Annotated in this window: 16 protein-coding genes; 15 read left to right on the top strand and 1 reads right to left on the bottom strand. The window is 73.1% G+C overall.

What is annotated here, in order from left to right; all coding sequences use genetic code 11:
* From H576_RS0107015 to H576_RS14735, 15 genes are all read left to right on the top strand, one after another.
* Nucleotides 1–966: an ABC transporter permease gene (locus H576_RS0107015; RefSeq protein ID WP_029150348.1), complete on the top strand. Its 966-nt coding sequence runs from the start codon at nt 1–3 to the stop codon at nt 964–966.
* Nucleotides 963–1,961, top strand: coding sequence for an ABC transporter permease (locus H576_RS0107020; protein ID WP_029150349.1), 999 nt, complete (start codon nt 963–965; stop codon nt 1,959–1,961). The genes H576_RS0107015 and H576_RS0107020 overlap by 4 nt, the downstream gene beginning before the upstream one ends.
* Nucleotides 1,958–2,830 carry an ABC transporter ATP-binding protein gene (locus H576_RS14725; protein ID WP_051172331.1) on the top strand — a complete coding sequence of 291 codons (873 nt, stop codon included), beginning with the start codon at nt 1,958–1,960 and terminating at the stop codon, nt 2,828–2,830. The genes H576_RS0107020 and H576_RS14725 overlap by 4 nt, the downstream gene beginning before the upstream one ends.
* On the top strand, nt 2,827–3,693 hold the full coding sequence (locus tag H576_RS0107030) for an ATP-binding cassette domain-containing protein (RefSeq protein ID WP_029150350.1): 867 nt from the start codon (nt 2,827–2,829) through the stop codon (nt 3,691–3,693). Before H576_RS14725 ends, H576_RS0107030 begins: the two co-directional genes overlap by 4 nt.
* A complete protein-coding gene (locus tag H576_RS0107035) occupies nt 3,690–4,976 on the top strand; it encodes an alpha/beta fold hydrolase (RefSeq protein WP_029150351.1) in 1,287 nt (428 codons plus the stop codon). Before H576_RS0107030 ends, H576_RS0107035 begins: the two co-directional genes overlap by 4 nt.
* Complete coding sequence (locus H576_RS0107040; protein ID WP_029150352.1) at nt 4,973–6,391, top strand: aminopeptidase P family protein; 1,419 nt, start codon at nt 4,973–4,975, stop codon at nt 6,389–6,391. The genes H576_RS0107035 and H576_RS0107040 overlap by 4 nt, the downstream gene beginning before the upstream one ends.
* Nucleotides 6,388–9,099 carry a beta-L-arabinofuranosidase domain-containing protein gene (locus tag H576_RS0107045; RefSeq protein WP_029150353.1) on the top strand — a complete coding sequence of 904 codons (2,712 nt, stop codon included), beginning with the start codon at nt 6,388–6,390 and terminating at the stop codon, nt 9,097–9,099. Before H576_RS0107040 ends, H576_RS0107045 begins: the two co-directional genes overlap by 4 nt.
* A gap of 76 nt (nt 9,100–9,175) precedes the next feature.
* Nucleotides 9,176–10,084, top strand: a complete 909-nt coding sequence (locus H576_RS0107050) for a dihydrodipicolinate synthase family protein (protein ID WP_029150354.1) — start codon at nt 9,176–9,178, stop codon at nt 10,082–10,084.
* A 21-nt stretch (nt 10,085–10,105) separates the two neighbouring features.
* Nucleotides 10,106–11,107 (top strand): proline racemase family protein, encoded by a 1,002-nt coding sequence (locus tag H576_RS0107055; RefSeq protein WP_029150355.1) that lies wholly within the window; start codon nt 10,106–10,108, stop codon nt 11,105–11,107.
* Between the two features lie 94 nt (nt 11,108–11,201).
* Nucleotides 11,202–11,888: a GntR family transcriptional regulator gene (locus H576_RS0107065; protein WP_156888164.1), complete on the top strand. Its 687-nt coding sequence runs from the start codon at nt 11,202–11,204 to the stop codon at nt 11,886–11,888.
* On the top strand, nt 11,885–13,045 hold the full coding sequence (locus H576_RS0107070; RefSeq protein WP_029150357.1) for an NAD(P)/FAD-dependent oxidoreductase: 1,161 nt from the start codon (nt 11,885–11,887) through the stop codon (nt 13,043–13,045). Before H576_RS0107065 ends, H576_RS0107070 begins: the two co-directional genes overlap by 4 nt.
* Nucleotides 13,042–13,338 carry a (2Fe-2S)-binding protein gene (locus H576_RS14730; RefSeq protein WP_051172334.1) on the top strand — a complete coding sequence of 99 codons (297 nt, stop codon included), beginning with the start codon at nt 13,042–13,044 and terminating at the stop codon, nt 13,336–13,338. The genes H576_RS0107070 and H576_RS14730 overlap by 4 nt, the downstream gene beginning before the upstream one ends.
* Nucleotides 13,328–14,809 carry an FAD-dependent oxidoreductase gene (locus H576_RS0107080; RefSeq protein WP_029150358.1) on the top strand — a complete coding sequence of 494 codons (1,482 nt, stop codon included), beginning with the start codon at nt 13,328–13,330 and terminating at the stop codon, nt 14,807–14,809. Before H576_RS14730 ends, H576_RS0107080 begins: the two co-directional genes overlap by 11 nt.
* Nucleotides 14,806–16,278, top strand: a complete 1,473-nt coding sequence (locus H576_RS0107085; RefSeq protein WP_029150359.1) for an aldehyde dehydrogenase family protein — start codon at nt 14,806–14,808, stop codon at nt 16,276–16,278. The genes H576_RS0107080 and H576_RS0107085 overlap by 4 nt, the downstream gene beginning before the upstream one ends.
* Nucleotides 16,275–17,327 carry an aminotransferase class V-fold PLP-dependent enzyme gene (locus H576_RS14735; protein WP_051172336.1) on the top strand — a complete coding sequence of 351 codons (1,053 nt, stop codon included), beginning with the start codon at nt 16,275–16,277 and terminating at the stop codon, nt 17,325–17,327. The genes H576_RS0107085 and H576_RS14735 overlap by 4 nt, the downstream gene beginning before the upstream one ends.
* A gap of 100 nt (nt 17,328–17,427) precedes the next feature.
* Here H576_RS14735 and H576_RS14740 read toward each other — a convergent pair whose 3' ends face one another.
* Nucleotides 17,428–18,648 (bottom strand): ABC transporter ATP-binding protein, encoded by a 1,221-nt coding sequence (locus H576_RS14740; RefSeq protein ID WP_156888165.1) that lies wholly within the window; start codon nt 18,646–18,648, stop codon nt 17,428–17,430.
* Between the last annotated feature and the right edge of the window lie 26 nt (nt 18,649–18,674).

Raw genomic sequence — 18,674 nt, forward strand, 5'->3', positions numbered from 1 at the left:
ATGACCGTCCCCGCGACCCAGCTCGAGGCCGCGCCCGCCGGCGACTCCGCGCACACCCGCGCCGAGCCGCCGGCGGCGCCCGGCCGCCGGCTCCTGAGAGCCTTCGTCACCGACGTCCCCGCGATGCTGTCCACGGGATACATCGTCCTGATGATCCTCATGGCGATCTTCGCCCCGCTGATCGTGATGCTCAGCGGCTGGGGGCCGTACGAGTTCGACCAGGACTCCGTGGATCCCAACATGGGCGCGCTGCCCTACGGCGCCCTGGGCGGGATCAGCGCCGAGCACTGGTTCGGCGTCGAGCCGGGAAGCGGGCGCGACGTGTTCGCGCGCATCGTCTACGGCGCGCGGGTGTCGCTCACGGTGGCTCTGAGCGCCACCGTCCTGACGACGGTCCTCGGCGTGGTCTTCGGGATGGTCGCGGGCTACTTCGGCGGCTGGATCGACTCCGTGATCTCGCGGGTCATGGAGTTCCTCATGGCCTTCCCCGCGCTGATCTTCATGATCGCGATCCTCTCGGCGCTTCCCGCCGACAACCGGGTCGTGCTCCTCGTCGTCGTGATCTCCCTCTTCGGCTGGCCGTACCTCGCCCGCATCGTCCGCTCGCAGACGCTGTCGCTGACGCAGCGGGAGTTCGTCGAGTCGGCGCGCGCGTCGGGGGCGAGCCACGGCCAGATCATCTTCCGCGAGATCCTCCCGAATCTGCAGTCGACCATCATCGTGATGTCGACCCTCGCGGTCCCGGGCTACGTCGGCACCGAGGCGGGCCTGTCGTTCCTCGGCGTCGGCGTCGTCCCCCCGACGCCGAGCTGGGGCCAGATGATCGCCTCCGCGACGCCCTGGTACGCCGTCGACCCCATGTACTTCGTGATCCCGGGAGCGTTCCTCTTCCTCCTGGTGATCTCGTTCACGACGCTCGGCGATCGCGTGCGCGTGATCGTGGGCAGCGGGGAGGTGCGGGCATGATCCGCGTCATCGCATCGCGCGTCGCGGGAATGGTCCTCGTGCTGTTCCTCGTCACGCTGTTCACCTACGTCATCTTCTTCGTGCTCTCGCCGGATCCCGCGGTGCAGATCTGCGGCAAGAACTGCACGCCGGAGCGCATCGACCAGATCCGCGCGAGCCTCGGGCTCGACCTGCCGTTCTGGACGCAGTTCTTCTCCTACGTCGGCGGCCTCTTCACGGGGCGCACCTTCCTCGTCGCCGGCGCCGAGGTCGCGTGCCAGGCGCCCTGCCTCGGCTACTCGTTCCAGACGAGCCAGCTCGTCGGCGACATGATCGTCCAGCGCCTGCCGATCTCGGCCACGATCGCGCTCGGAGCCGGCGTGCTGTGGCTGCTCGGCGGCGTCGCGGCCGGCGTGATCAGCGCCGTCAACGAGGGGCGCTTCCTCGACCGCTTCCTCGCGGGGCTCACGCTCGGGTCGATGTCGATCCCGAACTACGTGCTCGCTCTCGCGCTGCAGTTCGTCCTCGTGGTCGCGCTCGGGTGGCTGCCGTTCCCGCAGGCGGTGCCGTTCGGCGACGATCCGCTCCGATGGTTCCTCAACTTCCTCATGCCGTGGATCGTGCTGGCCGTCACCTATGCGGCCGTGTACACGCGGCTCACGCGCGCGAACGTCATCGACACCCTGCAGGAGAACTTCGTCCGCACGGCCCGTGCGAAGGGTCTGCGGCCGAGCCTCGTCTGGCGTCGCCACGCGCTGCGGCCCGCCCTCACCCCGATCGTCACGATCTTCGGGATGGACATCGCGGGGCTCCTCGGCGGCGCGCTGATCACCGAGACGGTGTTCGGGATGAACGGGGTCGGCAAGCTCACGGCCGACTCGATCACGAGCAACGACCAGCCCGTCATCATGGCCGTCACGCTCCTGTCGGCCTTCTTCGTGATCGTGGGCAACCTCGTGGTCGATCTGCTCTACACCGCTATCGATCCGCGCGTCCGGACGGGGGCGAAGGCATGAGCGCGCAGGCTCGGACCTCGGCCGGACCGCTCCTGTCGGTGTCGGGGCTCACGATCTCCTTCCGGACGTCCGCCGGCCGGACCGACGTCGTCGACGACCTGTCCTTCGAGGTGCCGCGCGGCGGCGCACTCGGGATCGTCGGGGAGTCGGGCTCGGGCAAGTCGATGACGAGCCTCGCCGTCATGGGGCTGCTCCCGAAGGGCGGGGAGGCCGCGGGATCGATCCGCTTCGACGGGATCGAGCTCAGCGACCTCCCGGAGAAGCGCATGCGGCAGGTGCGCGGCGACCGGATCGCGATGATCTTCCAGGACCCGCTCTCGTCGCTCAACCCGTACTACCGGGTCGGCACGCAGATCATGGAGGCCTACCGGTCGCACCGTCCGGGCGCATCCCGGTCGCTGGCGCGACGCGTCGCGATCGAGGCGCTCGAGCGCGTGCACATCCGCGACGCCGCCACGCGGGTCGATCACTACCCGCACCAGTTCTCGGGCGGCATGCGACAGCGCATCATGATCGCGATGGCGCTCACGATGGAGCCCGACCTCATCATCGCCGACGAGCCGACCACGGCCCTCGACGTCACGGTGCAGGCCCAGATCCTGGACCTGCTCGCCGAGATCCGCCGGGACACGGGCGCGAGCCTCATCCTCATCACGCACGACCTCGCGGTCGTGAGCGAGGTGACCGACGACATCGTCGTCATGCGCGACGGCGTGTCGGTCGAGAAGGGCACGACCGAACAGGTGTTCAGCGACCCGCAGGCCGACTACACGCGGCGCCTCCTCGACGCCGTCCCGCGCATCGACGACGAGATCGGCGTCCTGCGCACCACGACCTCCCTGCCGACGATCCCCGGAGCGACACGATGACGACAGCGCCTCTCTGCCGAGCCACGGGCCTCGTGAAGGAGTTCGCGACGGGCCGCCGCGACGCCCTCGGGCGGGCGCGGACCTTCCGCGCGGTCGACGACGTCTCCCTCGAGGTGAGCCGCGGCGAGACCCTCGCCCTCGTGGGCGAGTCGGGATCGGGCAAGTCGACGACCGCGCGCCTCGTCGCGCGTCTCATGGACGCCGACGCCGGATCGGTGGAGTTCGAGGGGGAGGACGTCTCGGCGCTGTCGGGACGCGCCCTCCACGACTTCCGCGGATCCGTGCAGGTGATCTTCCAGGACCCGTTCTCGTCGCTCAACCCGCGGCACACGGTCGAGCGCATCGTGACGGCCCCGCTCGTGTACCAGGGGCGGAAGATCCCGGGCGGCGCGCGCCGGTTCACGCGCGATCTGATGGACCGCGTGGGGCTCGACCCCGACTTCTCGACGCGCCTGCCGTCGCAGTTCTCGGGCGGCCAGGCCCAGCGCATCGGGATCGCACGGGCCCTCGCCGTGGGGCCGAAGCTCGTGATCTGCGACGAGGCCGTCTCGGCCCTCGACGTCTCGGTCCAGGCGCAGGTCATCAACCTCCTGCGCCAGCTGCAGAGCGAGGAGGGCTTCGGGTATCTCTTCATCGCGCACGACCTCGCGGTCGTCCGCCAGATCGCGACGCGGGTCGCGGTCATGAGCGGCGGACGCATCGTCGAGACGGGCGAGCGCGATCAGATCTTCGGGGATCCGCGCCACGAGTACACGCGCGAGCTGCTGGCCGCCGTTCCGCGGATCGATCCCGAGTGGGACGCCCGCCGCCGCGAGGCCGAGGAGCGCCGCCGTGCGGCCGCGGCGGAGGCGGGTGCGCGATGACGACGAGCTATCTGCTGCGCGGCATGCGGGTGCGGGAACGCCGCGTCGAGGTGCCGCTCGACTGGGATCGACCGGACAGCGAGACGATCGAGCTGTTCGTCCGCGAGATCGTCGACCCCGGCCTCGACACCGCCGAGACCCCGCTCCTCACCTACCTGCAGGGCGGCCCGGGCGGGGCGAACCCGCGCCCGCTCGCGCGCGACGGCTGGATCGAGGAGGCCCTGCGCGACTACCGCCTCGTCCTCGTCGACCAGCGCGGGACGGGCCTGTCGACGCCCGTCGACGCCCAGGTCGTCGCCGAACACGGCGACGGGGCGGCAGGGGCCGACTTCCTCGCGCTCTTCCGCGCCGACTCGATCGTCCGCGACCTCGAGCACGTGCGCCGGGAGGTGTACGGCGGCCGCCGGTGGGCGACCCTGGCGCAGAGCTACGGCGGCTGGATCACGACGACGTACCTCTCGTCCGCCCCCGACGGCCTCTCGGCGAGCTACATCTGCGGCGGCGTGCCCGGCACCCCGCCGCGGGCCGCCGAGGTCTACCGGCGCACCTTCGATCGCGTCGCGGCGAAGACGGCGGAGCTCTACCGTCGCTACCCGGGAGACGTCGACGCGGTCGCGCGGATCGCCGACGCGCTCGCCCACGACGACGTCCGGCTGCCCGACGGCGACCGGCTCACGGTGCGCCGCTTCCAGGCGCTCGGGATCGACTTCGGCATGAAGCCCGGGCACGAGCGGATCCACTGGCTCGTGGAGAAGGCGTTCGTCCGGCCCGGCCGCTTCTCGGAGGGTTTCCTCCAGGACGTCCAGGCCCTGTCGTCGACGGCGGGCAACCCGCTGTTCTGGACGCTGCAGGAGACGCTCTACGGAGACCCGTCGAGCGGCGCGACAGGGTGGGCCGCGCAGGCGGAGCGAGACCGCCGGCCGGAGTTCGGCGAGGACGAGCGCCCGCTGCTCTTCACGGGCGAGATGGCGTTCCCGTGGATGTTCGACGAGATCCGCGTGCTGCGCGGATTCGCCCCCGCGGTCGACGCGCTCGCGCGGCGCACGGAGTGGAGCCCGCTCTACGACATGGAGGCCCTCGCCGCGAACGAGGTGCCGGTCGCCGCTGCCGTGTACTTCGACGACATGTACGTCGACGCGGGGCTCCAGCTCGACACGCTGTCGCGGATCCGCGGCGCCGACCGCTGGGTCACGAACGAGTTCGAGCACGACGGCATCGGTTCGGGGCGCACCTTCACGCGCCTGCGCGAGCTGGTGCGCGACCGAGGAGGAGAGAGAGCATGACCGCGACCGAACGCCCGCCGTATGCGGGAACCCGCTACCCGCGACTCGCCGACGTCGAGGCCTTCCGCGCCTGGATCGCCGAGGGGTGGGACGCCGTCGAGACGGCGCCCGACCTCGAGACGGGGGCCGCGGCCGCGGCCGCGGATCACCGCGCGCGCCTCAGCGAGCGCATGCCCGACGCGACGATCGTCGCGGCATCGGGGATCGCCCCCGTGCGGAACGACGACGCCTCGTACGGGTTCCGTGCGGACAGCGGCTTCGTCTGGCTCACGAACTGCCAGGCGGAGGACGCGGTCCTCGTCATGACGCCGAGGCCGGGAGGACACGACGCCGTGCTCTTCCTGCCTCCGCCCTTCCGCCCGGGCGAGACGGGCTTCTTCGCGAACGCGATGCACGGAGAGCTCTGGGTCGGACCTTCCGCGGGGCTCGCCGAGTGGTCGGCGGCGCTCGGGATCGACGTCCGTCCCCTCGCCGAGTTCGACGCGGGCGCGCTGACCGGGGCGCACTTCTCCGACTCGGCGGCGCGGCGCCTGGGCGTGCCGGCGTCGGCCGACCTCGAGCGCTCCGTCTCCGTCCTGCGCATGGTGAAGGACGCGTGGGAGATCGCGCAGATGCGCGCAGCCGTCGACGCCTCGGTCGCGGGCTTCGGCGCGACGGTCGGAGAGATCCCGCGGGCGATCGCCGACGGGCTGGGCGAGCGGTGGCTCCAGGGGACCTTCGACCGCCACGCGCGCACGCACGGCAACGGGCCGGGCTACTCGACGATCGTCGGGTCGGGGCGGCATGCTCCGACGCTGCACTGGGTGCGGTGCGACGGGCCCGTCCTCGAGGACGAGCTGCTGCTGCTCGACATGGGAGTCGAGATGCGCTCGCTCTACACGGCCGACGTCACGCGGACCTTCCCCGCGAGCGGCACGTTCTCGCCGGCGGGGCGCGAGGCGCACGACCTCGTCGAGAAGGCGCACCGGGCGGGGCTCGCGCAGATCCGCCCCGGGACCGCGTACCTCGACTTCCACTTCGCGGCCATGGAGGTCATCGCGACGGGCCTCCACGACTGGGGTCTCCTGCCGGTCTCGGTCGACGAGGCGCTCTCGCCCCGCGGCCAGCACCACAGGCGCTACCTCGCCTGCGGGATCGGGCACCACCTGGGCCTCGACGTGCACGACTGCAGCCAGGCGCACTACGAGGACTACATGGGGGCGGATCTCATTCCCGGCGTCGTCATGACGGTCGAGCCCGGCCTGTACTTCCACGCGCACGACCTGACCCTTCCCCCCGAGCTCCGGGGGATCGGCGTCCGCCTCGAAGACGACGTCCTCGTGACCGAGACGGGATCCGAGGTGCTCTCCGACGCGCTGCCGATCGACGCCGACGGCGTGGAGCGCTACACCCGCGAACGGATGGGGATCTCGTGACGACCGCCACCCCCGTGCGCCCGCCCCTCGAACCGTTCGAGCAGGGCGCCGTGCGCCTCGGCGAGGGGAGCGCGTTCCTCCGCGCGCGGGAGGCGATGCTCGAACTCGCGCGGGCGTATCCCGTCGACCGGCTCCTCGCGGTCTTCCGGGCGAACGCGGGGCTCGACACCTTCGGCGCCGAGCCGCCCGGCGCGTGGGAGGGCTTCGGCCACCCGCAGGAGGAGGCCTGGGGCGAGGCCGACTACCCCGGCGCCGAGCGCGCCCAGACGGCCAACCTGCTGCGCGGCCACTACGCGGGGCACTTCCTGTCGATGCTCGCGATCGCCGCGGCGGCCGAGGACGACGAGGCCCTCCGCGCGAAGGTCGCCGCGATGGTCGACGGCCTCGGCGAGGTCCAGGCGGCGCTCGCCGCGACGGGCCGCTTCTCGCACCCCGGCTTCCTCGCGGCCTACGGCGAGTGGCAGTTCGCCCGGCTGGAGGAGTACGCGCCGTACGGCGAGATCTGGGCGCCCTACTACACGTGCCACAAGATCATGGCCGGCCTGCTCGACGCGCACGAGCTCACGGGCAGCGAGCGCGCTCTCGAGATCGTCACGGCGATGGGGGCGTGGGTCGCGCACCGGCTGTCGCGGCTCGACGGCGCGCGGATCCAGCGGATGTGGAGCCTGTACATCGCCGGCGAGTACGGCGGCATGAACGAGACGCTCGCGCGGCTCAGCCGGGTGACGGGTGACGCGCGCCTCCTCGAGGTCGCGCGCCTCTTCGATCAGGAGCCGCTGATCGAGGCCGGCGTCCGCGGCGACGACATCCTGACGGACATGCACGCGAACCAGCACCTCCCGCAGCTCGTCGGGTACGTGCGCGAGTACGAGCTGACGGGCGAGCGCCGTTACCTCGACGCCGTCGTCGGACTGTGGGACATGATCGTCCCCGGCCGCGTGTACGCGCACGGCGGCACGGGCGAGAGCGAGCTGTGGGGCCCGCCCGACACCGTCGCGGGCGACATCGGCCGCCGCAACGCCGAGACGTGCGCGACGTACAACCTGCTGAAGATCGCGCGCCTGCTCTTTCAGCACACGCGCGATCCGAAGTACATGGCGTACTACGAGAACGCCGCGCTCAACCACATCCTCGCCTCGCGCCGCGACGTCCGGTCGCTCGAGAGCCCCGAGGTGACCTACATGTTCCCCGTCGACCCGGGCGCGCTCCCCGAGTTCGACAACACGGGAACGTGCTGCGGAGGCACGGGGCTCGAGAACCACGTCACGAACCACGACACGGTGTTCTTCCGCGACGCCTCGGGCGCCCCGGAGCTCTGGGTCAACCTCCTCACGCCCGCGCGCCTGGCATGGGACGCGCAGGGCGTCGACGTCCGGATCGAGGGCGGCGTCCCCGGGGGACGCGCGCGCCTGACGGTCGTCCCCCACGGCGCCGAGGCGCGCGAGCTCTCGGTCCGCGTGCGCATCCCGTCGTGGGTGCGCGGGAGCGCCCTCCTGACGGTGGGCGGCGACCGGATCAGCGGCGAGCCGGGCTCGTACGTCGAGATCCGGCGCGCGTGGGCTCGCGGCGACGTCCTCGAGATCGATGCGCCCGCCTCGCTCGTCGCCGATGGCGCGATCGACGACGCGGGTCTGCAGGCCGTTCGCCTCGGGCCGAGCCTGCTCGTCGCCCGCAGCGATGCCACGACGGCGCTCGACGTCCCCCTCTCCGCGCGGCGCGCCCTCGGCGGGCGCATCGTCGCCGACGCCGAGGGCGACGAGGGCGGGGCTCGGATCGGCGGCGTCGCCTACGAGCCGATCTGGACGGGCGGCGACCGCAGGTACCACATGTACGTGCGCGACCGCTCGCGCACCATCGGGTTCGCGGGCGCCGAGACGGGTGTCGCACTGCGCGAGCGGCCCGACGGATCCTCGCTCGTCTCCGACGTGTGGCGCGCCCCCGAGCCGGGGTCGCGCGACGCGTTCCTCGACCGGGTCCTCGCGGCCGTCCTGGCCGCCCGGGAGGACGGGCTCCTCGCCCGAGACGAGCTCGACGTCGTGCTCGCGGCCGCTGCCCGCGCCGACGTCGACGGCTCGGGCCGCGCGTGGGGATCGCGCGTGGAGACAGGCGACGACGCCGGGTGGAGGCATGAAGGCGACGTCGTCGCGTGGGCGATCCCGCGCGCGCTCGCCGAGACGCCGGTGCCTCCCGCGGTCGTCATCGAGACCGAGCGGCCGCCCGCGGCGTCCGGCTGGCACACCGCGTCCCCCGTCGTGCGGGTCTCCGCCGTCGACCTCGGCGCGCCGGGCGCGACCGATCCAGCGATCGACGTCCGGGTGGTCCGCGGCTCGGAGGCCGGCGACTGGGGTCCGTACCGCGCACCCTTCTCCGTCGCGGGGGAGGGCGCCGTCCGCGTCGAGGCGCGCGCGGTGACGGCCGGGGGACGGACGGGTTCGGCCGCGCTCGATCTCTCGATCGACACCGATCCGCCCCGCGCCGAGGCGCGCGTCCGGATCCTCGGATCGAGCGCCGAGATCGACCTGCGCGCCGACGATTCCGTCTCGGGGCTCGAACGGATCCAGTGGGGAGGGGAGGACACCTTCTGGGCCACCTACCAGGAGGCCTTCGTGCGCAGCCTCGGCGACGCCGAGCAGGTGCTCGAGTTCTCGGCCACCGACCGCGCGGGAAACGAGTCGGCGCGGCAGCGCGTGGTTCTTCCGGCGAGATGAGACCCGCTCCGCGATGGACAGAACGGGCGAATCAGCATTACAATTGCAATTGTAGTTACGGCAGAAAGGCCATCCCATGACAGAGCGAAAGCCGTGGCACGGCGTCAACCTCGCGACCACCCTTCCGTTCCGCGAGGACTTCTCCGTCGCCTACGACGCGTATGCGGAGCACATCCGCTTCGTGACCGACAACGGCGTGACGGGGATCATCCCGAACGGGTCCCTCGGCGAGTACCAGACGCTGACGGAGGAGGAGAGGAAGCAGGTCTTCCTCACCGCCGTCGAAGCGGCGCCCGACGGGGTCGCCGTGATCCCGGGCGTCGGCGCGTACGGCGCCCTCGAGAGCGTCCGCCTCGCGGAGCACGCCGCGGCGAACGGGGCGCCGGCCGTGATGCTCCTGCCGCCGAACGCGTACCGGGCCAGCGACGACGAGGTCGTCGAGCACTTCCGCCGCGTCGCGGCCGTCGGACTCCCGGTGCTCGCGTACAACAACCCGATCGACACGAAGATCGATCTGCGCCCCGATCTCCTCGCGCGCATGTACGAGGAGGGCCTGATCGTCTCCGTCAAGGAGTTCTCGGGAGACGTCCGTCACGCGTACGAGATCCACGAGCAGGCGCCGGGGCTCGACGTCTCGATCGGATCCGACGACGTGGTCCTCGAGCTCGGCATCAACGGCGCCGTCGGATGGGTCGCGGGGTACCCCAACGCGATCCCCGCCGCGACGGTCGAGCTCTACGAGCTCTCGACCTCGGGCGACCCCGTGAAGTGGGCGCGCGCGCACGAGATCTATCGCGACCTGCACCCCCTGCTGCGCTGGGACTCGAAGACCTGGTTCGTCCAGGCGATCAAGCTCTCGCAGGAGGTCGCGGGCGTCGCGCCCGCCGGCATCACGACGCGCCCGCCGCGCCTGCCCTTGCCCGACGACGTCCGCGCCCGCATCATCTCCGACACGGAGTCGGTGCTCGCCCAGGGCTATCGTTGACGTCCTGACGAGGAGATGACCGTGCGGACGAAGCACATCTACCACGCCGTCGACTCCCACACCGAGGGGATGCCGACGCGGGTCATCACGGGCGGCGTCGGCACGATCCCGGGATCGACGATGGAGGAGCGACGCCAGTGGTTCATGGCGAACCACGACGGCCTGCGCCGGCTGCTCATGAACGAGCCGCGCGGGCACAGCGCCATGAGCGGCGCGATCCTCCAGCCCGCGACGCGGCCGGACGCCGATTACGGCGTGCTCTACATCGAGGTCTCCGGATGCCTGCCGATGTGCGGGCACGGGACGATCGGGGTTGCGACGGTGCTCGTCGAGACGGGCATGGTGCCCGTGGTCGAGCCGGTCACGACGATCCGGCTCGACACCCCGGCGGGTCTCGTGACGGCCGAGGTCGCGGTGCACGACGGCCACGCCGAGAGCGTGACGATCCGCAACGTGGCCTCCTTCGCGGTGGGGCTCGGACGCGTCGTCGATGTGCCGGGCTACGGCGAGGTGCGGTACGACCTCGCGTTCGGCGGCAACTTCTACGCGATCGTCGAGCTCGAGGCGCTCGGCCTCCCGTTCGACCGCGCGCACAAGGACGACCTGCTGGCGGCGGGGCTGGCGATCATGGCCGCGATCGACGCGCAGGATGAGCCGGTCCACCCCCTGGACCCGGGCATCCGCGGCTGCCATCACGTCTACCTGCAGGCTCCCGGGTCGACGGCGCGGCACTCGCGGCACGCGATGGCGATCCACCCGGGGTGGTTCGACCGGTCGCCGTGCGGCACGGGGACGAGCGCACGCATGGCGCAGCTCCACGCGCGCGGCGAGCTCGCCCTCGGCGCCGACTTCGTCAACGAGTCGTTCATCGGCACGCGGTTCACGGGCAGGCTCGTCGAGGAGACGGAGGTCGCGGGGATCCCGGCCGTCGTCCCGACCGTGACGGGCCGCGCGTGGGTGACGGGCACAGCGCAGTACATGCTCGACCCGACCGACCCGTTCCCGGAGGGGTTCCAGCTGTGACGGCGGGGATGTCCTGGGAGGATCGGGCTATCGCAGAGCACGTCATGGCCGTGCTCGCGCCATCGGGAGCCGCGGGCTCCGAGGAGGAGAAGTCGTGAGCACACCCATCGCGCGCAACGTCGTCCGGCTGAAGAAGCAGCCGAGCATCCGGGACACCGTCAAGAGCGCGCTCCGCTCGGCGATCATCAGCGGCGAGCTGCAGCCGGGCACGGTGCACTCGGGCCCGAGCCTCGCCGGGCAGTTCGGCGTCTCGGCGACCCCGATCCGCGAGGCGATGCTCGACCTGGCCCGCGAGGGCCTCGTCGTGGCGATGCCGAACCGGGGCTTCCAGATCACCGACGTCTCGGAGCAGGACCTCGCCGAGGTCACGCAGCTGCGCCTCATGATCGAGCCGCCCGCCGTCGAGATCATCACGCCGAAGCTCCCGGACGACGCGTTCCCCGCGCTGCGCGAGCAGTGCGACCGCATCGTGCGCTTCGCGGAGCAGGGCGACCTCGTCAGCTACCTGACGGAGGACAATGACTTCCACCTCGCGCTCCTCAGCTACACGGGGAACAGGCGCCTCGCCGACCTCGTGTCGTCGCTGCGCTCGCAGACGCGTCTGTTCGGCCTCGCCGCCCTGCACAGGCAGGGCCGCCTCGCCGCGTCGGCGCGCGAGCACCACGCGATCCTCGACGCGATCGAGGCGCGCGACGCGGCCCGCGCGCGCGACCTCGTGACGGGGCACATCGAGCACGTGCTGACCGACTGGTCGGCGTCCGACGCGGCCGAGACCGCGTGAGGTCCCGTTCGGCCGACGTCGTCGTCATCGGCGCCGGGATCATGGGGGCGGCGACGGCGTACTTCGCCGCGGCGGCCGGCCTCCGGGTGATCCTCGTGGAGCGCGGCGGGATCGCGGCGGGAACCAGCAGCCGCTGCGAGGGGAACCTGCTCGTCTCGGACAAGGAGCTGGGGCCCGAGCTCGAGCTGACCCTCTACTCCCAGCGGGTCTGGCGCGAGGACCTCGCCGAGCACGCCGACGCGTGGGAGTTCGAGACGAAGGGCGGCATCATCGTCGCCGAGGATCCGGAGACCACCGTCGTCCTCGAGAAGCTCGCGGCCCACCAGCGCTCCCTCGGCATCGAGGTCGAGCTGCTGGGCGACATCGACGCCGTCCGCGAGCTCGAACCCTACGCGAACCCGGCCCTCTCGAGCGGCGCGTTCTATCCGGGCGATGCGCAGATCCAGCCGATCCTCGCGACCCATCACCTGATCCGCCTCGCGCGCGGACTCGGGACCGAACTCCTCCTCCGCACGCCCGTCGAGGAGCTCGTCACGCGCGGAGGCCGCGCCGTCGGGGTGCGGACGCCGGACGGCGTCATCTCCGCAGGCGCCGTCGTGAACTGCGCGGGGCCGTGGGCCGGAGAGGTCGCGGGGCTCGCGGGGCTCGACCTGCCCGTCATGCCGCGCCGCGGGTTCGTCCTCGTGACCGAGCCCGTTCCCGTCACGATCCACCACAAGGTGTATTCGGCGGGCTACGTCGGCGACGTCGCGAGCGCCGACGCGGTCCTGCAGGTCTCGCCCGTCGTCGAGGGAACGCCGAGCGGCACCGTGCTCCTCGGGTCGAGCCGAGAGCGCGTGGGGTTCGACACCTCCTTCTCGCAGGAAGCCGTCGCCCGGATCGCCCAGGCGGCGGTGCGGCTGTTCCCGGCGCTCGCCGACCTCGCGCTCCTGCGGACGTACTCGGGCTTCCGGCCGTACTGCCCCGACCACCTTCCCGTCATCGGCGAGGACGCCCGCCTCCCCGGGCTCTGGCACGCGGGTGGCCAGGAGGGCGCGGGGATCGGCCTCTCGGTCGGGATCGCCAAGCTGCTCGCGCAGGCGCTCTCCGGTGCCGCGCCCGACATGGACCTCGCGCCGTTCCGGCCCGACCGATTCGCAGAGAGGCTCGCGGCATGACCGACGACGCCGGGCGCGCACTCACGTTCGACGGCTCGCGCATCCCGTTCCACGACGGCCAGACGGTGGGCGGCGCGCTCATGGCGGCCGGGATCACGTCGTGGCGGACCACGCGCCGCGCCGGCGAGCCGCGCGGCCTCTTCTGCGGGATCGGCGTGTGCTTCGACTGCCTCGTCACGGTCGACGGCCAGCACATGCAGCGCGCGTGCGTGACGCCGGCGCAGGACGGGCAGGTCGTCGAGAGCACCTCTCCCGCCACCGCGGTCTCGGAACGGGGGCGTCATGGCGCGTGACGGCAGGGCCGATCTCGCGGTCGTCGGCGCGGGACCCGCGGGCCTCACCGCCGCGGTGACGGCGGCCGGGCAGGGGCTCTCGGTCATGCTCGTGGACGCCGCCGATCAGATCGGGGGCCAGTTCTGGCGCCACCCCGACGAGCGGCACCTGGAAGCGTTCGCGCGCGACGAGTCGACCGGTCACCACCACTGGGGCAGGTTCGCCGACCTGCGCTCGCGCCTTCGCGCGGCCGTGCGCGACGGATCCGTGCGGCACGTCACGGGGCGCCAGGTGTGGCGCGCCGAGCGGATCCCCGACGGCTTCGCGCTCCGGACGACGCCCTCCGTCGGGACGGAACGGCTCCCCGCCGCCGACCGCACCGTGACCGCGAGCCGCCTCATCCTGGCGACGGGCGCGTACGACCGGCAGCTGCCCGTTCCCGGCTGGACGCTGCCGGGAGTGATGGCGGCGGGCGGCGTGCAGGCGATGCTCAAGGCGAACCAGGTGGCGGCCGGCCGCAAGGCGGTCGTCGCGGGGACGGGGCCGTTCCTCCTCTCCGTCGCCGCGGGCCTCGCAGAGGCCGGCGTCGAGGTCGTCGCGGTGTGCGACGCCAACGCGCTCTCGCGCTGGGCGCGGACCCCGGTGCGGGCCGTGCAGGAACCGGGCAAGCTGCTCGAGGGCGTCTCGTACGCCGCGACCTTCCTGCGCTCGCGCGTCCCGTTCCGCTCGCGCACCGTCGTGACCGAGGTGCGCGGCGAGGGCCGTGCGTCCGCGGTCGTGCTGCAGAAGGTCGATGCTCGGGGGCGCCCGCGCGCCGGGACGGAACGCGTCATCGAGGCGGATCTCGTCGCCTTCGGGTGGGGTTTCACGCCTCAGCTCGAGCTCGCCGTCGGGCTCGGGCTCGACACCCGCGTCGACGTCGACTCCTCGCTCGTCGTCACGGTCGACGACGCCCAGCGCACCTCTCTGCCCGGGGTCTACGCCGCGGGCGAGGTGACAGGGATCGGCGGCGCCGTCCAGTCGTGCGCGGAGGGGGCGCTCGCAGCGCAGGCCGCCGCGGCCGACGCCGCGGGTGCCGCGATCGGCCGCGGCGCGGCGCGGCTCCGTCGCCGGATCGCCCGCGGCCGGCGCTTCGCCGTCGGGATGCACCGCGCGAGCCCCGTCCCCGAGCGGTGGACCGAATGGCTCGAGCCCGAGACCCTCGTGTGCCGGTGCGAGGAGGTCTCGGCGGCCGAGGCCACCGGCGCCGTCAGCTGCCTCGGCTCCGACGACGCGCGCGACGTGCGCGTGACGGCTCGCCCCGGGATGGGGTGGTGCCAGGGGCGGGTGTGCGGCTTCGCGCTCTCGAGCCTCGTCGCGTCCGAGACGGGGCGGAGCGCCGGCGCCGCGGACCTCGAGGCCCTCGTGAGGCGCCCCATCGGAGTGCCCGTGCGCCTCGGCGACATCGCGGCCCTCGCAGACGACGTATCGGAACGAACGGAGAGAACATGACGGACACCGAGATCACGACCCCGAGCGACACGACGGCAGACGAGGTCGACGAGGTCGTCGCCCGGGCCGCGCGCGCCGCGGCCGCCTGGAAGACCGCGGCCCTCGCGGATCGCGCCGCCGCGCTCGACGCCGTCGCCGACGCGCTCGATGCGGCGGCCGACGCCCTCGTGCCGATCGCCCAGCGCGAGACGCACCTCGCCGAGGCTCGTCTCCGCGGAGAGCTGCGCCGCACGACCTTCCAACTGCGCCTGTTCGGATCCGTCGTCCGCGAGGGCGCCTGGATCGGCGCGCGCATCGACCACGCGGATCCCGACTGGCCCATGGGCGCGCCCCGGCCCGACCTGCGGCGGCAGCTCGAGTCGCTCGGCGCCGTGCTCGTCTTCGCCGCGAGCAACTTCCCGTTCGCGTTCTCGGTTGCGGGGGGCGACACCGCGAGCGCGCTCGCGGCGGGATCCGCCGTGGTCGTGAAGGCGCACGGCGGCCACCCGGAGCTCTCCGCGGCCACGACCGACGTCGTCGCGGGGGGTCTGCGCTCGGCGGGGGCGCCGGACGGGCTGTTCCAGACGATCTACGGCACCGACGCCGGCGTGCGAGCGCTGCGCGCCCCCGAGATCCGCGCGGCGGCCTTCACGGGCTCGATCACGGGCGGGCGCGCCCTGTTCGACATCGCGACATCGCGCGAGGTCCCGATCCCGTTCTTCGGCGAGCTCGGCAGCGTCAACCCCGCGTTCGTGACGCGGTCGGCCGCGGAGGGCGACGCCGCGGGCATCGCCGCGGGCTTCCTGGCTTCCGTCACGGGGAGCGCCGGGCAGCTGTGCACGAAGCCGGGGCTCCTGTTCGCGCCCGCGGGTTCGCCCATGATCCGGGAGCTCGAGGACTCGGGCCTGCCCGACGGCGGCCCGCTCCTCAACGCGGGGATCGCGGCCGGGTTCGCCGCGTCGCTCGAGCGCGTGCGCGTGCACGCCGGCGTCGAGGAGGTCGCGAGCGGATCCGCCGACGCCGGCCCCGCGCCGACGCTCCTCCGCACGACCGCGGGGGCCGTCCTCGCCGACACGCACGCCCTGACATCCGAGATCTTCGGCCCGGCGGCGCTCGTCGCCGAGTACGACGACGAGCGGCAGCTGATCGACGTCGCGTCTCGGATCGAGGGCCAGCTGACGGCGACGATCGTCGGGTCCGACGACGACGCGATCGCCGCCGATCTCCTGGCCGCGCTCGCCGACAGGGCGGGGCGCGTGCTCTGGAACCAGTGGCCCACGGGCGTCTCGGTCACCTACGCGCAGCAGCACGGCGGCCCGTACCCCGCGACGACCGCATCGTCGTCGACGTCGGTGGGAACGGCGGCGATCGAGCGATTCGTGCGCCCCGTCGCGTACCAGAACGTGCCCGATGCGCTGCTCCCGCCCGCCCTGCAGGAGGCGAACCCGCTCGGGATCCCGCGACTCGTCGACGGCGAGCTCCGGGGGTGAGTCTCGACCGGTATCTGAACTTCGCGAGCTACGGGCCGATCACGGGCGCGGCTCTCGCGGCGTCGCACGACATCGACCGCCGGGCCGCGGCCGGTGCGCCCGCCGCGCGCCTGCACGCCGCCGACGACCGGGCGACGGCGGCGGCCGCCGCGCTCACGGGCTTCGCCCCGGAGAACGTCGTGCTGTCCTCCAGCACGTCGGCCGGCCTCATGCAGGCGGCGTTCGCGATGCCGCCTGGCCGGGTCCTCGTGTCGCGCGCGGAGTTCCCCGCCAACCTCTACCCGTGGTGGCGAGCGGCGGAGGCCGGCCGGATCTCGGTCGGCGCGCTGAGACCCGCCGACCCGCGGCGCCCGCTCACGGTCGACGACCTCGCGGGCGCGCTGACGGCCGACACCGTCGCCGTCTCGGTGAGCGCCGTCAGCTTCCGCACGGGGCACCGCGCCGATCTCGCCGCGATCCGCGAGGCGATCGGCGACCGCCTCCTCGTGGTCGACGCGATCCAGGGGATGGGCGTGGTCGACGAGGACTGGCAGGTGGCCGACGTCGTCGTCTCCGGCGGCCAGAAGTGGCTGCGGTCGGGGTGGGGGACGGGCTTCGCCGCGTTCTCGGACCGCGCACTCGAGCGGCTCGTCCCCGCCCTGTCCGGGTGGACGGGAGCCGAGCGCAGCGGCCAGTACTCCGGCGACGAGCACCCCCGACGCCGCGACGCCCGACGCTTCACGATGACGAACGGATCCCCGGGCGCCTCGGCGGCGCTCGCCGCGGGCATCGGCGAGGTCCTGAGCACCGGGATCGGGGAGGTCGCGGCCGCCGTGCACGTGCGCGCCGCCGAGCTGCGCCGGCTGCTGGCGGAGCGGCGCGCCGAGGTCGTGACGCCCGAGGAGCACGCCGGAATCGTCGTCGCACGTCTCGGCGCCGATGCGCACGCGCGCCTCGCGGTCGCGGGCTTCGCCACGACGCTGGTCGACGGCGACGGGATCCGCTTCGCTCCGCACGCCACGACGCCCGTCGCGGTGCTCGCCGAGGCCGTCGACGTCGCCTGCGGCTGACCCCGCGCCGCCGAGACTCTGGCGATCGCCCGAGACTCTGACGATCCGGCCGGATCCGGCGGGAGCCGCGCGATCGTCAGAGTCTCGGAGCCCTCGCGGGTCAGTCCTTCGGCGCGGCCCCGTCGATGACGTCGATCGCGCGGGTCGGCTCGCCGCCGAACGTCGCTCCTGTGAAGCCCGCGGGCTGATCCGCCTCGGCCTCGTCGCCCGCCGGCGCCGTGAACTCGCTGAGCCAGGCGGGCCGCGGGACCTCGATGGTGTCGCTCTCGCCGCGCACGTCGCTCGCGAGCGAGGCGAGCGTCGAGCGGCCCGGGAGCTCGCGCTCGGGTTCGGGCTCGGCGGTCTCGGGCTCGGCGCTCTCCTCGGCGACGACGTCGACGGCGCCCGTCGGCTCGAGCGCGGCCGTGCGCGCGGGCGGGGTCCACGTGCCCGCGATGATCTGCATGTAGACGTCCTCGAGCGACGGCCCGCGGTGCGTCAGCGTCGACAGCGCGACGCCCGCCTGCGCGGCCAGCTCACCGACCTCGGCGGCCGTCGTGCCCGTGATCGCGATGCCCGATCGGAGCACGCGGTACGCGAGCTCGTTCTCGTCGAGCACCGACAGGAGCGCGTCGCGGTCGGCCGAGTCGGCGGTCACGAGGCCGCCCTCGGCGTCGGCCAGCTCCTCGATCGGGCCCTCGAACAGCAGCTGCCCGCCGTTGAGCACGAGGAGCGCGTCGGCGACCTGCTCGACCTCGCTCAGGTGGTGCGACGACATGAGCACGGTGCGGCCCTCGTCGGCGAAGCGGCGCATGAGGAGGCGGATCCAGCGGATCCCCTCGGGGTCGAGCCCGTTCGCCGGCTCGTCGAACACGAGCACGCCGGGGTTCGCGAGGATCGCCTCGGCGACCGCGAGGCGATGCTTCATGCCGAGCGAGAGGGATCCGATCCGCATCTCGCCCATCTCGCTGAGCCCGACGATGTCGAGGACCTCGGCGACGCGCGGCTGCGACGCGCCGATCTGCTTCGCCGCGCGCTGCAGGTGCTTGAGCACCGTCTTGCGCCGCGACTTGTCGAGCGCCGTGACCGTGAGCACCGAACCGATGAACCCCTCGGGGCGCGCGATCTGGTTGTAGGGGCGCCCGCCGATCGTCGCGGATCCGCGGGTGGGCCGGAGCTGCCCGAGGAGGATCCGCAGCGTCGTCGTCTTGCCGGCGCCGTTCGGGCCGAGGAACGCCGTCACGCGGCCGGGCTCGATGCGGGCCGACAGCCCGTCGACAGCCGGAACGTCGCCGAACACCATCGACACATCGGCGAATTCCAGCACCTTGCCGTCAGTCACGCGAACCCCCTGACATCGTCACGTGC

It is taken from the genome of Microbacterium indicum DSM 19969 (assembly GCF_000422385.1).
Taxonomy (GTDB): Bacteria; Actinomycetota; Actinomycetes; order Actinomycetales; family Microbacteriaceae; genus Microbacterium; species Microbacterium indicum.

Coding starts and splice junctions, on each gene's coding strand:
- H576_RS0107015 (WP_029150348.1), top strand. CDS start 1: ATGACCGTCCCCGCGACCCAGCTCGAGGCCGCGCCCGCCGGCGACTCC.
- H576_RS0107020 (WP_029150349.1), top strand. CDS start 963: ATGATCCGCGTCATCGCATCGCGCGTCGCGGGAATGGTCCTCGTGCTG.
- H576_RS14725 (WP_051172331.1), top strand. CDS start 1,958: ATGAGCGCGCAGGCTCGGACCTCGGCCGGACCGCTCCTGTCGGTGTCG.
- H576_RS0107030 (WP_029150350.1), top strand. CDS start 2,827: ATGACGACAGCGCCTCTCTGCCGAGCCACGGGCCTCGTGAAGGAGTTC.
- H576_RS0107035 (WP_029150351.1), top strand. CDS start 3,690: ATGACGACGAGCTATCTGCTGCGCGGCATGCGGGTGCGGGAACGCCGC.
- H576_RS0107040 (WP_029150352.1), top strand. CDS start 4,973: ATGACCGCGACCGAACGCCCGCCGTATGCGGGAACCCGCTACCCGCGA.
- H576_RS0107050 (WP_029150354.1), top strand. CDS start 9,176: ATGACAGAGCGAAAGCCGTGGCACGGCGTCAACCTCGCGACCACCCTT.
- H576_RS14730 (WP_051172334.1), top strand. CDS start 13,042: ATGACCGACGACGCCGGGCGCGCACTCACGTTCGACGGCTCGCGCATC.
- H576_RS0107080 (WP_029150358.1), top strand. CDS start 13,328: ATGGCGCGTGACGGCAGGGCCGATCTCGCGGTCGTCGGCGCGGGACCC.
- H576_RS0107085 (WP_029150359.1), top strand. CDS start 14,806: ATGACGGACACCGAGATCACGACCCCGAGCGACACGACGGCAGACGAG.